This is a genomic window from Mesorhizobium sp. M0698 (assembly GCF_040320455.1).
In the GTDB taxonomy this organism is placed as follows: domain Bacteria; phylum Pseudomonadota; class Alphaproteobacteria; order Rhizobiales; family Rhizobiaceae; genus Mesorhizobium.
Map to the genome: position 1 here is coordinate 12093 of NZ_JAMYPQ010000007.1, position 15734 is coordinate 27826.

The following is a 15734-nucleotide window of genomic DNA, read 5'->3' on the forward strand; positions in this document are numbered from 1 at the left end:
AAAGCGCGTAACAGCTTTCTGCGCCAATTCCAACCCGTTTCGCAGGTGCGAGATAATTTTTGGTTTCGGTGTGGTTGATTGAACACACCATTAGACACCATTAGAATGTCGAAATGTATCATCTTTACAACCGGCCGCAATAGAGCCGGTTGCCAGCGAGCCAATCTGGCGTCCCTAGCGGCGATGGCGTCGCCATCGTTTCGGCGCTTTGCGCAGGGGTCCGCAGGAGCTACGAGCCTGGCGAGCAAGACTTGTAGGTCGAGCCCGCTTGCGCGGGCTGTCCGCATAGGATGCCGGCCTCGACGAGCTTTGCAGCCAGATCCGTACCGTCGGACGTGAGGCACTGCACCACGACGGCGTCACGAAACTTTGGCGCGACGTTGCCGTCGCAAGGCGTCCCCGAGCCTACGGGCTTGCACGTCAAGGCGAGCCCCTGATACCGGCGCGCTTCCAACGTTAGCGCCGGCCGCATGGATTGAGGCTTGCTGAAAGTCACGCCGCACAGCACGATCTTGCGGGGGCCGACGCGGAGGTCGTCGAGGGAGAGAACATAGAGCTGGCCGTCGAATGGTGCGAGTATCTCGCGTGGTTTTGGACCCGGCGGGCGACGGAGTGTTCCCATCTCTATGATAATCACAAGAAAAACAACAACAAATAGCAGGATCGCAAGCGCGAGCAATCCGATCACCCTGAGCGACAAAGCCCCTCTCCCTGGCAGTTGCTATCTTGTAGCGTATTTACTTAGGCTTTTGCGCGATCGCTATCATGCTCTTCGCAAGCGAAGGGATACGCCCCACCCGTTCGAAACGTACAACCTCCAGCCCGACCTCGTTGAGCAGCGCGCTAAGGGTTTGGATTGACCAAAATTTGATATGGCCACCATCCCACAACGCCCAGAAATGTGCATCCATACGGCCAGTTACAGCCAGAGCCAAATTCTTGATGTAACCGTGATACGGCGTAGAAATGACCGCTACGCCACCTGGATTGAGGAGTTCGTAAACGTTCCTAGCAAATGCCCTCGGATCATAAAGGTGCTCGACGACTTCGAGGCTGAGGACCATGTCAAATGTACCATAGCGGGCTCGCAGGTCATCGTATGCAGATCCGTTCTCAATCCTGATGTCTGGATAGGCTTTATTGGCGATCGCCACAGCGGACTTTGACGGATCTATCCCCGTTACCACACACCTGTCGCTAAGGTGTTTAGCAACACTTCCGTTTCCACAACCTAAATCAAAGATAGTAGAGGGAGAAAATTCCTTCACGATTTTGTCAACAGCAGGCAATAATATATTGTGAGAATCATTTGTCTCATGAGAGACATAGAGATATTCGGCATTTTGTTCTTCGCTCATGCAACTCTCCTAGAAACTGCTACTTTACCGTTAAACAATCGATGCAATTAAACTAAGGTCTACCCTAACCATCGTCTACGACAAATCCGGTGCGATCTTTGATGGCGCTCACTATGGACGTATTTTTCTGCTCCGCGAGTGCTTCTATCTCAAAGACCTTGGCGTCAACCAAACCTCGATACCATAGCCCTTGCAAGAAGTGGAAATAGAACCCGGGTTTGCCGTCCAGAAATCCTAGGCGTAACAAATACCGATACATGAAGTAAGCAATCGTTCGAGCGCCGGCGGGGGTCCGTAAATAAATCTTTTCCTTAAGAAAACGGCGCGCACGCGCTTGACGGCTAGAGCCCGAAGCTGGAAGTTTATCTGCTTTTAAAAATTGAAATTTTGCGTTGAGCAGATCGATAGCCTCTCTAGAGGCGTACTGATTGTGTTTCGTTGACCACCACGTTAAGGAATTTAAATTGATATCTGAGATTACTATCTCCGACTTTTGGACATTCCCATTTACGATGACATGTTCATCCATCCAACGCTGCTCGCAGCGCCCACGGCCATTACGCCAAAGCCGCAGTTGCCAACTGGGCTCAATTGCTCCGTGCCTCATCCGTCGGCCAAGGAAGTATATTCGGCGCCGCACTAGGACGCCGTCGCAATCGGAGCCAACTTGCGACACAACTTCGGTAAGCCGACTTGGTGTTGCTGGATCTAAGACCTCATCCGCGTCGATCCGAAGGAGCCACCCGCCTTTGGCGGCAAGTGCGGAAATGCCGAAATTCAGTTGGGTCGCATAATTTACCCAAGGATGGTGAATTACCTCTGCGCCAAGCCTTTCAGCTATCTCGACCGTTTCATCGGTGGACCCGCTGTCAATAACAGTGATGCTTTCGACCTGGTCTTTAATACTCGTTATGCAGCGGGCAATATGGATAGATTCATTTAAGGTGAGAATCACGCCGTGGATTCTCGCCGTAGGCTTGTCATTGCCGATCATGCTGGGGACGCCATTAGTAGCTTGAACAAAAATTGCAACGGACTACCGGGACGCTATCTGACGGGAAGGGTTGCCGACTACGATAGCTCTATCAGAGACGTCCTTTGTGACCACCGAACGCGCCCCTACAATTGCCTCACGCCCTACACGCACTCCGGGGCCAATGAACGCATCAGCCGCTATCCACGCCCCTGCCTCAATCCAGATCGCTCCCACGACAAGGGGGAACGCAGGATTCCGATAGTCATGCGTCGCGGCGCAGAGATGTACACCTTGACTCACGGTGACGTAGTCTTCAACCGTAATCGGCCCGACCGAGTAGCAAATCACTCTAGGCCCAAGGCTGCTCACGGCACCAAGACGCAAGTTCCACGGCGCCCAAATACGTGCCGATGGGTATGGATGAGCTCCCTTGGCTACAGTTGCGCCAAAGAGTCGCAATAGGAAACGGCGCCAGCCGTGAGCCGGAACGGGAGACCATCTGTACAATGTAGCTTCCACAATTTGCCAAATCAGTCGTCTTGATTTGTCTTTGAACCCCGGCGTGGGAACCGTTTTTAACGTGAGGTGTCGTGGGGTCAATTCGGGCATGGCCTATTCTGATCGGGTGACGATGAATCTGAAATCAGAGGTTCGAACCATGCAGGGCTCACTATTGCAAAGATTTTCAACTTGGCGACACCAACTGCTGAGGCTCTCGGTCCTGTTTGTGACGTGCATAGCCGCTACCTCCTTGCCGACAACGGCGCAGACCCCCGTCCCATTTAGGCTGTTCGAGAACCTGTTTTTCTCCGGCGGACCACGCGAATTTCAGTCGTTCGGGTTCGAGCACCTCACCATCGCCGATCCTCACGTTCTAGGGTATGATGTTCCCAAGATTGACCAGGTGCAAAAAGCTCTCGCCCTTCCGAGAGAAAACCAATATTTGGCCATCGATATTGAACACTGGCCGCTGACAGGCACCGAAGCGGATCGTGACTCGTCGATCGCCAACTATGAGGCGACCCTCAGTGCCATAAGGCAGGCAGATCCAAACCTCAAGCTTGGGCTCTATAACGTCCTGCCAGTTGCAGACTACTGGCGTGCGATCGGCGCGCGAGGGGAGGATGGACTCAAGGGATGGAGGTCTCGAAACACCGAGATTGCTTCCGCCCTCATCCCCCATGTCGATATGCTCTTTCCGTCCCTCTACACCCCGTACGGCGACCAAGACGCTTGGGTGACCTACGCGCAGGCCAACATCGAGGAAGCGCGAAGAATTTCACAAGGAAGGCCGGTCTACTGCTTCCTATGGCCCCAGTTTCCAAAAACCCTTGCTTTTCTGCCTGGCGAATTCTGGTATGCCGAACTGGATACCTGCAGGAGACTGGCTGACGGGATCGTCATCTGGGGAACGAGCGCCCCGGGGCCAACATATCGCCCGATGCAGTGGGACGAAAACGCCGAGTGGTGGCAGGCAACTTTGAGATTCTTGCGCGAATTAGGCAAGGTCCGTTAACGTCGGCTTTGTTCAGACTATCCGAGAAGCAAATTTTCCTAAGCGCGCGGGTCCGCGAAGCAGCTCCGAATGTCTTGTTCCCTCCTCGTTAGAAAATCGGCAACCGATAACTTTTGCAGGCACCCCCCCAACTATTTCATATGGTCGAACATCATTTACAACTAACGCACCGGCCGCAACAATAGCGCCTTCACCAATGGTCACGCCTGCAAGTATGGTTGCCCGAGTCGCTATCCAGACGTCGTTCCCGATTAATGTTCTCTCCGAAGGAGGCCTCCCGGAGAATATTACCGGGACTCCTATCCTGTCATAGTTATGCTCTTTGCCGACGATAGCTACATCGGGGCCAATCATAACATACTTTCCCATTTCCACAGATCCGCAAATTCGGGCCCGTGGCCCTATATAGCCATAAGGGCCCATCTGAAGATCACGGCTAATGTCTGAACCCGCGGCCAGATAGCTGGTGCTATCTACGGAAAACGCGCGATACCTCATTCGATTGAAGCTCATACGGAGTTGCCGAATAAACGGCCGTACGCGAGCAGCAAAAAACCCTCCGCTCATCAACGGTCTCCGGAGGCTAGGGCGCACTCGATCATCAGAACTTGTGACCGGGGGGTATACCGATCCTCGATCGTTGCAATGGCACGCAATCGCTCTTTCCTCGTGCGTGGTGTTTCCATCCATTTCGTCAACACAGCCGCCAGGCTTTCGACGTCGTCTTCCTTGAAAAAATCACCAGTAATTCCTGGCTCAATCGCTTCCACCTCTGGCATCTGATTGTCAAAATTTCCATGCGTGATTATTGGAATCCCGTAGGCTAGTCCGTGCATCGCCGTAAGACCAACCTTCCCCGGAGAAACCATTGCTCGCGCGTGATAGACAATGTCTGCGATGCGTTGCTCATCATAGATGGCGCCGTTGAAGACTACATTCACGTTTAGCTTTCTAGCTAAATCCTCCAATTCATCTCGTAAGAGCCCATCTCCGATCAACTGCAACACAATACTTTTGCCCGTGTTTCGATAGACGACATTCAGGGCCTCGATGGCCTGATGGATCTTCAACTCCCTGGTTAAGCGAGCAACACAAACTATGTAATCGCTGAGGTGCGAACCATCGTTATCCTCACGCTCAATTCTAATTCTCGCTGTCTTTTGCGACTCATAATTGAGAGAGTTGTAGATTACGTGCAAATTCCTTTCCTTAAATCCAAATCCGGCGCCAATGCTCTTTGCTCGAACTCCATATAGCATCAATCCGTGCGGTATCCGGTAGTATAAATTGCGCAACACTTGGCGTAATTTACCTTCTGCATTCAGCCAGCCGTGAGTCCAAAAGTAAACTTTATAACCAGTCCAGCGTGCGAGTAGCGCATAAGGCCAATTTGTTAAAATATAAGGATTTCCGAGAAATATTATGTGTGAAAATTTTCCGGCCAGGAGCTTTCTCATTAGCCCGATCTGAATCGTGAAAGGTCCAATGACCATTTGACTTACGAGAACAATTCCACCTGTTCTTGTCCCAGATTTTAAGTCATATCTGTTCTTTGACCCGACAAAAAACGTATAGCTGTATTTTTCGCTCTTATTCAGCTCATTGAATATCGCTTCTCTGTAGTGCGGAAAATGTGAATACACTACCGCAACACGTTCTCGGCTGCCCATATTCGTTGTCACTTTACCGTCAGAGACCACAGCTTGAGTACCTTTGACCCTGCTGCCTCGCAAATTTCGAAATTGAATCATCGGTTAACCAAAGGCTGCGCCGATCTCGGAATAAGCTGCGGGCGAATATACCTGTAGGGAAACCATCTCTGTTGGAACAGAAGCGAGACCATAGAAAGAGATGCCCACATCGTATACGAGGTGTACAACGATCCGGAAAATTGTGCTCCGACCAGGTACTGCAGAAATATCAGACATGCCCAGGCATTTGAGTCGCCTGCCCGCAGCAGTTTCCAACATTGAAATGAAATTCGGAATAGAAGTAAAATAAAGGGGACCCCGCCGAGTATGCCAGTTGCCATTAGGCTCTCAATGACGACATTGTGCGGATAGAACAGCGTAGTCCGCTCCTCGAGAGCGTCTCCAACGATCGGATTCTCTAAAAACTGATTGTAAGCGGAATGAGCACTTACCTGCCGTTGCCTGGCAGATATGTCAAGCTCGTCGGAAAACGAGGCAGAGACACGGCTTAGCCCCACAGAGTCCAACAATTGATTGTCAATGACACCCATTTGCATGAAGATGATGCCGACGGATAGCGCGAATAATGATGCGACTATTAGTTTGGACATCCGCAGCGACGCCAGACAAAAAAGCGAAACCACAAGCAAAGCTGCAAGCGGACCTCGCGAGTCCGCTTTAATGAGCACAATGGTGCCAGCTATCATCGCCAAGACCGCAATTCCCTTCGATATCCAGCCCGAGCCACGAAGGTATGCCTTGAAAAACATCCAGGCACCCAGCAAGCAAGAGGATACTCCAACGTGTCCTACGAAGATCGGGTTGAGGGCTGCTACGTTCAGCCTTCCGCCGTCAACGACATCTCCCGAACTCGTAACAAAGTCGAAGTTCCCTTTTGCCAATATGAGCACGCTGCAAATTGCGCCGGCATAGAGCAGCACAACTCCCAGGGCATCGAATTTAACCCATTGCCGAGGGAGAATAAGGGCTAAAGCTGGAGCAAAACAGACGCCGAATGCCCAGACCCAATAGAACCACCGTGGTCTGCCGAGTGGAACGTCCTGCAGAATAGTATCATTAAGAATACGGAAGAAATATACGACCCAAAACGCCATAAACAATGCTATATCGACGTTGAATATAGCGTTGTTTCTGAAGCGGTATCCACCCCAAATAACAAGTATTGAGAGTGCTAACACGAATCCGCGAAAAATTATCGATACACTCGCGTTACCGGGACTCACAAACTCCATCGTCGCCGCCAAGAGTGGAAACCCAAAAATGCCCGTAAGGCATAGCAGGATATATGGGTCTTTTAAGTTAACCACTTTCGCTCTCGGCTAAGAGTTTTCTGCTCGTGTCGACGACCGCCCGTCATCTTTCATACAAAATGACTATGGCTACTTTTGGGAACGCGCGCATCTCACCGCCAGGCCACCACACACAAGAAACCAAGCGAGCCAATGAACATAGCCAACGACAGCAGCGACGATCGCGTCAAAGGCACGAGATTAACGTTTAGCCCATAAAGGCGCAGATTTCCAACGATCCCGACCAGGGAGCCGAAGGCGACAGCGGTCGCAACCCCAACTGCAACATAAGCACCGTAGCCGGCTTCCCCAGCTATGTACCCGAAGATGACGCTTCCTGCCGCGATAGCCCACTGGCCAGCAATGTTCCAGCGCAGCATCCCTGCTCCCTGTGCATACAATTGGATCACATTACCAAGGGTCGAGATGTACCATCCAATGCTAAGCACAGCGACGTTAATGATGAAAATCGATGATATCTGCGACAACACAAAATAGGAAACCAAGGGGGCACAGAGACAGGTCATACCGAAAGCCAAGGCAGTCAAAGCGGCAAACTTCGGAAAGACCGTATTCACAAGATTCTTGCCGGCTGCCCGATCATGTATATAGCGCCTTGAGAATTCTGGGATGAGCGGCATCGAAGCTGACACTATGAGCATACGAGTGTACGCTGTTATCTTGTAAGCAAGATCGTAAATACCAAGGACCGACAGCCCTCCGAAGTGATTGATCATAATTCGAGACAGCGGATCAAACACTAGCCCCGCTAGTGATGTAACCTGCAACTTTATTCCATAGCTCATCGTTTCCAAAAAAGCTTTGCGTGAGAACTGCATTGGAACAAAGCCTAACCCAGATATCTTTGCGACCAAAACAGCCCTTGCTAACACAAGAACAAGAACGAACTGTGCTACTTGTGACAACGCCATACCCTTTACGCCGATATGCGGGATAAGCGCGTAGCTCAATAAAATGAATATAAGAAATCCGCAGATTTGAATAATTGACCTGATGTCTGATCTATGCAATCCATCTAGAGCGCTCAGCTGACTACTAACCATGACATTCAAGAAAAGCGACATTGAAGTGACAACGACGAGCCATTGCCCGATTTCGTGAAATCTATCTTCGATACTTGCAACCACCATTCTGCTGAACGGAATTAAGGTAGCCACTATGATCGCCGTATATAAAATCGCTGTAGCTATTGTAACGGTGTCGATGTAAACGGCAGCACTTTCACTATCGTGATCAGCGATGGCTACCATCCTCGACAGACCTGCTCCGCCCGAGACATCAGCTAGTCGTCCGAATGCAACAATCCCAACAGTCAGTGACCAGAGGCCCAATACTTCGGTCCCCGCCTCGGCAATCAGTAGGCGGTACACAAGAAAATAGCAGATTGTTCCGACCGCGCCTTGGGCGAACGACAGCGCCGAATTTCGCCCAAGCCCTTTTCGCAAAATGCCGCTCGGGGCCTCACGCAAAAGCCGAACAGCATTTTCTAGATACTCACTCAAAGCTGCGATCCATCTGCAGTCTGGCTGAAGCTCCTGGGGCGGACGCCATCCAAACTAGAGACGTCAAATCAATCAGCCCGATTTGCCTCACGCCCCTCATTGCGGGAATTGTCTCCTGACATGGTCAATAAACAAATCAGGAAGCGGAATGTTGTCGAGGAAACTCGTTTCGCAGGAGGGATCGTCGTTCACTGTTACGATCGCCTGGCCTGGGTAAGTAATCCGCGGAACCTGTGAAAAAAAGGCAGCCCACAGATTGAAGTTCGAGCCAGCTCCGATGATCGCACTTGCCTGAGCCATTTCAAGCATATGCGTGACCGATTCCGCATCATCTGCTCGCCGTACGTCCGGCAGACCAAGCAGCGGAAGAAGTTCGGAATCGCTTCCGTCAGAAAAGACGCGAGCTGGTATGTTTGTTCCCAGTCCCTCGCGAAGCGCGGTAAGGCTATCGCAATACCATTCGATTGGAAGCCGGTTGTTGTGCATTCCCGCCTTGACCCTGCTCTGATCGAAGCGGGTAAAATCGCCAAGTCGCACATGGACGGCCACGAAAGGTGCCACCGGCGCGTGCGGCAGGTACTTTTTGCGGGTGATCCGGCGAAATGCTTCGTACAGCACGCGCCCGTGGCCGCGGACTTCATGGAAATGACTTTCGAAGTTCGAGGTCCCTGTGTTCTTGAAGACCACAACGGTGTTCCTCCCCGTATATTCCGCAGGCTCAGCGGCATCTGCCGGAATCTTGCGCGCCGTGGCGAGAAGCACCGTGCGCCACGGCTCTCCCACATAGCCATCATTGGTAAAAAGCTTGAAATATTCGCGCCTGTCCCGTTCACGGCGCAAATAGGGGCCGATGCGCGGGCGCAACCAGCGCGGCCCGAGCATCCGCGCATTGTTGTTTCGACACCATATCTCGCAACGCGCCCAGGCTAGCATGCTGTGGCCGAGACCGAAGCGGCCGATATCCGGATATCCATAGAGATGTGTCATGACCGCCTGCCTTATCCAAATCGGCGCGTCAGTCAATATTCGGTAGATAGATGGCATCAGCCCAGGCCAGTTGGCCAGATTGATTATGATGTTGGTTGTATATCGCATGTAGTCGATAATTCAATCGATCAAGATATGCTGTCACCTCATGAAATTGGCAACACCCTTCGTATATTTTCATAAATAAAACCTCCGAATATATAAGCTTTATTCGCTTCTCCTTGATTAGGTGCTCCGCACCCTTCAAGATGTTTAGCTCTGACCCTTGCGCGTCCATCTTTAGCAGGTCTATGTTTTTTATGCCCTTTTTTTTGCAATATTCAGCCAAGCTCGTAACGTTAACTTCTACCACGTTCTCTTCTAACATATATTTGTCAAATGTTGAACCGGTAGATCTCGGACTAAAGAGGGAACTGGCGTCTGGCAGCGCGGTGACATGGAAGGAAGATATTCCTTCCTCTGAAGAGACGGCCATGTTGACCGGAACGATTCGCGGCTCACGCTCAGCGACAGCGCTAAGTTTCGCAAAGTTTTCTGGCAATGGTTCGAAGGCGTGAACTGTCGCCTTAGGGCATCTGTTTGCATAGGTGCCCGTGTCACGTCCGTCGGCAGCGCCAACTTCAAAAATCGTGGACACTGCGTCACCTACGAGACGCAATTGTTCCTCCATAGAGTCATCGATGTGAACGCCGCGATCAAGCTTTCTCAAGTGGTAGCCGAATAGACCGAAAAATCGCTGCGCTGCGATCGCCAGATTCACCCTCATGAAATGGTTCCTTGTTTGCTACCTGTAAGTTGAATTGCTGAACGCGCTGTCACGAAGAGCATATTTGCCCAGGTCGCTCCACGGCGTTTGGATACGCACTGACTCCGACCTGTTTTGGATGCGACGAGATGCAATGCTCGCTCGTCATTTTGCCGATTTTTTACGGACTGCTATGAACTGATCGTTCAGGACGCTGTGAGCCCATTCGCTCGTCGGCAAAACATCTTCCAACTTCTGCATCACTTCGGCTTTTCGCGGCCATCCGGGCTCGACGCCAAACAGACGGAAATCGTCCACGATGACCGCACAGAAGTGGTCCAAGTTTGCCTGGATGAGATCCAGTTCCTTCAATACAGGCTCCGGTTCGTCACCTTGACCGGTGAGGCCGCCACTAAAATGACCGTCCAGAAAAATAAGCGCTGTTCGCGCCCGCGCAGCTATTTCTGGAAGCAGCTTTGCGCCGTCCCCCAGCAGCAGCTCCACGTTTTTCCGCCTCGCACAGCGCTTGCTGGCCTGCTGGTACAGAGCTTCGTCAATCTCTACCGAGATCACCTTATCGAAAAGGTAAGAGAGACGCTTCGTTGTGATCCCTTTGTAGGAGCCAATCTCTACCGCAGTCGTCGCGCCTGTCATGTCCCTGCACGTTTTCATATTGTGAAGCTTCGTCAGCGAGTGCGGAACAAACTGCCGGTTGCGCAGTTTTGCAACGACATCAAGGACATAGCCTCCGATCGGCTCGAAGATGCTCTTTGGCTCATTCATGGTCGAGGTTCTGCAATTTGGGACATTGTTGATTGTTCAATTCATGGCCATTCATGGTTGAGGATCCATATAACGTGTAGGACTCCATCGCTAGGCATTGCTTCAGGACGGATCGAGAAACCGGCCGCCTCGCAAGGAGCCGAACTGTCGCCTTTCAAGCGGAACGATTATTGCTTCGACGTGGTTTGGACAAAAACTGCCCTAGCTTCCGCGCCGGCTTGGCAACAAGCGCGTAGTCGAGAGGACCTGACCCCAGCCAGCGGCGGCGCGACCGAAGCGCTTCCAGATTGTGCCTGATATGCGAGACAAGGCTTCGCGTGCTGGCCCCACCAACCATCATGTCCACCAGCACATGGCTGGTGGCATCAGTTTGGAATCCGTGGAGTTCAACAGCTCTCAGCATCCAATCATAGTCCGATGCCACTTTGAGGCTGAGGTCGAATGCACCGACCGCGTCGGCAACATTGCGCTTGACGTAGAATGTTGGATGGGCCGGCATCCATCCGGTCCGAAAGCCCTTGGCGGGTCGAGCCGCAGCACGCCAACGGCGCACGATCCGCTTGCACAGATGGTCTTCGACAAAATCCAGGTCGCCATGCAGGATATCGGCCTTTGCGAGGCCTGCGGAGACCCGTCCCAGCGCCGCATGATCATGAAAGCAATCGTCTGAATTCAGCACGCCTACCGCGTCTCCGGTATAGAGGCGCAGCCCCTTGTTGAGGGCATCATACATTCCGCTGTCGGGCTCGCTGACCAGCCGGATCTGGTCCTGAGGGTAAGACCGGATAATTTCCAGCGTCTCGTCCGACGAGTTGCCGTCGATGACCACCAGCTCCTTGTCGTCATGATCCTGGGCCAGGAAGCTGTCGATCGTATGCCTGATAGTCGCCGCAGAGTTCCAACAGACGGTCAAGACGGAGATTTTCATGTCGACCCGGCCCAATGCCGCCCGCTTACTGTGCCGCAACGCGATTCCGATCCTCGTCCAGGCGTCGATGTTCGGATTCCTGCCTTACCGTTTCGAGGTCGGACTGGACCATTTCCTGGACCATCGTGGCGAGCGACGTTGTCGCCTTCCACCCGAGAACGCGCTCCGCTTTCGAGGCGTCGCCGATCAGAAGCTCCACTTCGGTCGGCCTGAAATAACGCGGATCCACCTCGACCAGAGCGGCTCCTGATTTTGCATCAACGCCTTTTTCGTTAATGCCGGAACCAACCCATCGGATCTCGATCCCGACCTCGTTAAATGCAAGCTCGACAAAGCGGCGGACCGAATTCTTTACGCCGGTTGCAAGGACATAATCGTCGGGCACCTCATGCTGGAGAATTCTCCACATGCCTTCGACATAATCGCGGGCGTGCCCCCAATCCCGTTCAGCCGATAGATTGCCAAGGTAGAGTTTGTCCTGAAGGCCGAGGCTGATTGCAGCAGCCGCGCGCGTGATCTTGCGGGTGACAAATGTCTCGCCGCGCATCGGGCTTTCGTGATTGAAGAGAATGCCGTTCGACGCGTGGATGTCGTAAGCTTCGCGGTAATTCACGGTGATCCAATAGGCATAGATCTTTGCGGCCGCATAGGGTGACCGAGGATAGAAAGGCGTCGTCTCCCGTTGCGGGATTTCCTGCACTTTGCCGTAGAGCTCGGACGTCGATGCCTGATAGAAACGCGTCTTTTTTGTCAAGCCAAGCAGTCGGATGGCTTCGAGGAGACGCAATGTGCCAATCGCGTCCGCATTCGCCGTATATTCTGCGGTCTCGAAGCTCACCTGGACATGCGATTGCGCGGCGAGATTATAAATCTCGTCGGGCTGCACCTCCTGGACGATGCGGATGAGGTTGGTGGCGTCGGTCATGTCGCCATAGTGCAGCGACAGCCTTACGTTCTTTTCATGCGGATCTTGGTAGAGATTGTCGATGCGACCTGTGTTGAACGAAGAGGAACGCCGCTTGATGCCATGGACATTGTAGCCCTTTGCCAAAAGAAGTTCCGCCAGATAGGCGCCATCCTGGCCGGTGATGCCGGTAATGAGTGCGGTTTTCCTAGTCATTGTACTTCTCCGGGGTCGACAGGCGATATTCCCAACGCTGATCAGCGTGGCTTTGGACGTTACAAATACTCATTTCATAAAACTGGAGACTATCCCCAAGTTCGTGACCGGCGGCTTGGTTACGTCGACTACCGATCTTTATCGCCTTGTCAGCGTGCGCCAAAGCCGGTCAGCATGGTTCGGATGGTACGAAACACAATCAGCACGTCGAGCCAAGGGGAGAAATTCTTGATGTAGTAGAAGTCGTAGTGAAGTTTTTCCAGGACGTCGTCCACGGCCGCAACGTGCCCCTGGTTGACTTGTGCCCATCCGGTAATGCCGGGCCGCACGATGTGGCGGTAGCGATAGAATGGCAGTTCCGCCTCGTACCATTTCGAGAGCACGAGTGCTTCCGGCCGCGGACCGATCCAACTCATCTCCCCGCGCAGGATATTGAAGGCCTGCGGCAACTCGTCGATCCTGGACTTTCTCAAGAACTGTCCCAAGCGGGTGATGCGCGCATCGCCGGGCTTTGTGATGGCGTTTTCCTTCTCATCGCCAATGGTGGCGCTGAGCTTCATCGTTCGAAACTTATAGACGTCGTAAGGAAGTCCTCTGTAGCCCATCCGGTTTTGTCTGAATAGTGCGGGTCCGGGCGAATCGATCTTTACGGCAATCGCCACAAACAAGAGCAATGGCGAGAAAACAACAAGCACAAACAACGCAGAAGCCCAGTCTACCGACTGTTTTATTTTCAGGTAAGCCTGGTTTGGATTCAAAGAGCCTAGAGTGTTTTCAGAAAGATGCTCGATCTCCACCCTGCCTGTGAGCGATTCGCTGATTTGCTTGACGTGATAGACTGGTGTTCCCGACAGTGCGCGGTCCGCAATATACCGCTCCCATTCATCTGAAAGATCGGCCCTAAGATCGGCCACGACGCCGCTGGCGTATTCGACAACCGTATCGGGCGAATGGATCCTATGCCAGCTCACACCCGGTATTGTCTCCAGCCTGTCGACATCTCCGCCAGGAATTATCGCCAGGCGATATGCATCGAGCCGTCGCGTGGCCAGGCTCAGGCCAAAGTACCACAATGTTGACTGGATGAAGCTCGCGGCGGCCTGGAATCGGCTGTAATCAAATCTGAAGAAGAAGATAGTGACGAACACAAGGCCATAGGTCAGCGCGAAAGTTGGCAGAATGTAGCCAGCCGCCGCGACGCCTGGGAAATTGCCGATGCGCTTGTAGAGGAAGTAGCCTGTCGTATGAGCGATGATTGCCGCGACGATCGTAACCTGCAAGTTTGAGTACAGGATAACCTGTTGATCAAACGACATGCGGATCAGCGCAGGCAGCAGGATAGCGAATGTCAATCCGCCAAGCAGCTGAAAGCGCATCCGGAGTAGCAGATGCCTTCGATTCGGCAATTGGACAGTGGTGGTGCTCAAATTGAATCCCGCAACCCGGGTCCCATGGAAACCTGGACGTTCACCTGACAAAGTGGCGCTCTCGGCCAACGCTCGAATAGGCTATGCCTTCCTTCAAGACGTCCTCGCCGCGGTAGACGTTTCGAAGGTCGACCATTACCGGTGTCGCCATAATTGCACGGAGCCGCTTCAGATCCAGCGACCGAAACGCGTTCCACTCGGTGACGATGACGATTGCGTGCGATCCATCGGCTACCGCGTAGGCGCTCTCTGCGAACTCAATACCCTCGATCATCTTGCGCGCCTGCTCCATGCCGACCGGATCATAAGCCTTGATCGAAGCGCCTGCGTCCTGGAGTGCCTGAATGATGGCCAATGAGGGGGCGTCGCGCATGTCGTCGGTGTTCGGCTTGAACGTAAGGCCAAGGATGCCGATGGCCTTGCCGCGAACCGAGCCGCCGCAGGCCTCGACCACCTTGCGCGCCATCGCCCGTTTGCGCTGGTCGTTTATCGAGACCGTCGTTTCAATCAGCCGCACCGGGCTTGCCGCGTCCTGCGCGGTCTTGACCAGTGCCAGCGTATCTTTCGGGAAACAGGAGCCGCCATAGCCCGGCCCGGCGTGAAGAAACTTTGCGCCGATGCGATTGTCCATGCCGATGCCGCGCGCGACATCCTGCACATCGGCCCCTAGCCGCTCGCAGAGATCGGCTATTTCGTTGATGAAGGTGATCTTCATGGCCAGAAATGCGTTGCCAGCATATTTGGTAAGCTCAGCCGTACGCCGGCTCGTATAGAATATCGGCGCGACATTCAACGAGAGTGGACGGTAGATCTCGCCCATGACCGCCTTGGCCCTTTCGGCCTCGGTCCCGACAATGATGCGGTCGGGCCGCTTGAAATCCTCGATGGCCGATCCTTCGCGAAGAAATTCCGGATTGGAGACCACCGCAAAATCGGCGGCGGAATTTTGCTCGCGGATGATCCGTTCCACCTCATCGCCGGTACCGACAGGGACGGTCGATTTCGTCACCACGACCGTAAATCCTTTGAGCGCGCGGCCAACTTCGGCGGCCGCATCGTAAACGAAGGACAGATCGGCGTGCCCATCGCCACGCCGTGACGGCGTGCCGACGGCTATGAAGACGACATCCGATTGAGAAACGGCATCGGCCAGATTGTCGTCGAAACGCAAGCGACCTTGCGCGGTATTCGTGGTGACGAGGTCGTCGAGCCCTGGCTCATAGATCGGTATCTTGCCGAGTTTGAGCATGGCAAGCTTTTCCGCATCACGATCGACGCAGCAGACCTGATGGCCAAAATCGGCGAAGCAGGCGCCCGAGACGAGCCCTACATAGCCGGCACCAATCATTGTTATCCGCATATCGCGTACT

General features: G+C 53.2%; 16 protein-coding genes. 1 reads left to right on the top strand and 15 read right to left on the bottom strand.

Translation table 11 applies throughout. From position 1 onward, the window contains the following. Positions 1–229 precede the first annotated feature (229 nt). The 4 genes from NKI16_RS16305 to NKI16_RS16320 all read right to left on the bottom strand — a co-directional run bounded on the left by NKI16_RS16305 (position 230) and on the right by NKI16_RS16320 (position 2943). Positions 230–700, bottom strand: a complete 471-nt coding sequence (locus NKI16_RS16305) for a hypothetical protein (RefSeq protein WP_352923253.1) — start codon at positions 698–700, stop codon at positions 230–232. Between the two features lie 37 nt (positions 701–737). Then, positions 738–1358, bottom strand: coding sequence for a class I SAM-dependent methyltransferase (locus tag NKI16_RS16310; protein WP_352923256.1), 621 nt, complete (start codon positions 1356–1358; stop codon positions 738–740). 64 nt (positions 1359–1422) lie between these two features. Further along, complete coding sequence (locus NKI16_RS16315) at positions 1423–2352, bottom strand: glycosyltransferase family 2 protein (RefSeq protein WP_352923257.1); 930 nt, start codon at positions 2350–2352, stop codon at positions 1423–1425. A 42-nt stretch (positions 2353–2394) separates the two neighbouring features. After that, a complete protein-coding gene (locus NKI16_RS16320; RefSeq protein WP_352923259.1) occupies positions 2395–2943 on the bottom strand; it encodes an LbetaH domain-containing protein in 549 nt (182 codons plus the stop codon). On the opposite strand from NKI16_RS16320, the gene NKI16_RS16325 reads away from it, so the two are divergent. Then, positions 2942–3850 (top strand): hypothetical protein, encoded by a 909-nt coding sequence (locus NKI16_RS16325; protein ID WP_352923262.1) that lies wholly within the window; start codon positions 2942–2944, stop codon positions 3848–3850. The two genes, NKI16_RS16320 and NKI16_RS16325, sit on opposite strands and share 2 nt — an antisense overlap. A gap of 12 nt (positions 3851–3862) precedes the next feature. On the opposite strand, the gene NKI16_RS16330 is transcribed toward NKI16_RS16325, so the two are convergent. From NKI16_RS16330 to NKI16_RS16380, 11 genes are all read right to left on the bottom strand, one after another. After that, on the bottom strand, positions 3863–4417 hold the full coding sequence (locus NKI16_RS16330; protein WP_352923265.1) for a CatB-related O-acetyltransferase: 555 nt from the start codon (positions 4415–4417) through the stop codon (positions 3863–3865). Next, positions 4417–5601 (bottom strand): glycosyltransferase family 4 protein, encoded by a 1185-nt coding sequence (locus tag NKI16_RS16335; RefSeq protein WP_352923268.1) that lies wholly within the window; start codon positions 5599–5601, stop codon positions 4417–4419. Before NKI16_RS16335 ends, NKI16_RS16330 begins: the two co-directional genes overlap by 1 nt. Then, complete coding sequence (locus tag NKI16_RS16340) at positions 5598–6806, bottom strand: O-antigen ligase family protein (RefSeq protein WP_352923271.1); 1209 nt, start codon at positions 6804–6806, stop codon at positions 5598–5600. Before NKI16_RS16340 ends, NKI16_RS16335 begins: the two co-directional genes overlap by 4 nt. A gap of 158 nt (positions 6807–6964) precedes the next feature. After that, on the bottom strand, positions 6965–8374 hold the full coding sequence (locus NKI16_RS16345) for an oligosaccharide flippase family protein (protein ID WP_352923274.1): 1410 nt from the start codon (positions 8372–8374) through the stop codon (positions 6965–6967). A 96-nt stretch (positions 8375–8470) separates the two neighbouring features. Next, entirely contained in the window at positions 8471–9361 is an 891-nt protein-coding gene (locus NKI16_RS16350) for a hypothetical protein (protein WP_352923277.1), read from the bottom strand. A 28-nt stretch (positions 9362–9389) separates the two neighbouring features. Then, on the bottom strand, positions 9390–10127 hold the full coding sequence (locus NKI16_RS16355; protein WP_352923280.1) for an FkbM family methyltransferase: 738 nt from the start codon (positions 10125–10127) through the stop codon (positions 9390–9392). 144 nt (positions 10128–10271) lie between these two features. After that, positions 10272–10889 carry an rRNA adenine N-6-methyltransferase family protein gene (locus tag NKI16_RS16360; RefSeq protein ID WP_352923283.1) on the bottom strand — a complete coding sequence of 206 codons (618 nt, stop codon included), beginning with the start codon at positions 10887–10889 and terminating at the stop codon, positions 10272–10274. 154 nt (positions 10890–11043) lie between these two features. Next, positions 11044–11817, bottom strand: a complete 774-nt coding sequence (locus tag NKI16_RS16365; protein ID WP_352923286.1) for a glycosyltransferase family 2 protein — start codon at positions 11815–11817, stop codon at positions 11044–11046. A gap of 25 nt (positions 11818–11842) precedes the next feature. Beyond that, on the bottom strand, positions 11843–12937 hold the full coding sequence (gene gmd / locus NKI16_RS16370; protein ID WP_352923289.1) for a GDP-mannose 4,6-dehydratase: 1095 nt from the start codon (positions 12935–12937) through the stop codon (positions 11843–11845). 149 nt (positions 12938–13086) lie between these two features. Further along, complete coding sequence (locus tag NKI16_RS16375; RefSeq protein WP_352923291.1) at positions 13087–14364, bottom strand: sugar transferase; 1278 nt, start codon at positions 14362–14364, stop codon at positions 13087–13089. A gap of 40 nt (positions 14365–14404) precedes the next feature. Continuing rightward, on the bottom strand, positions 14405–15724 hold the full coding sequence (locus NKI16_RS16380) for a UDP-glucose dehydrogenase family protein (protein WP_352923294.1): 1320 nt from the start codon (positions 15722–15724) through the stop codon (positions 14405–14407). Positions 15725–15734 lie beyond the last annotated feature (10 nt).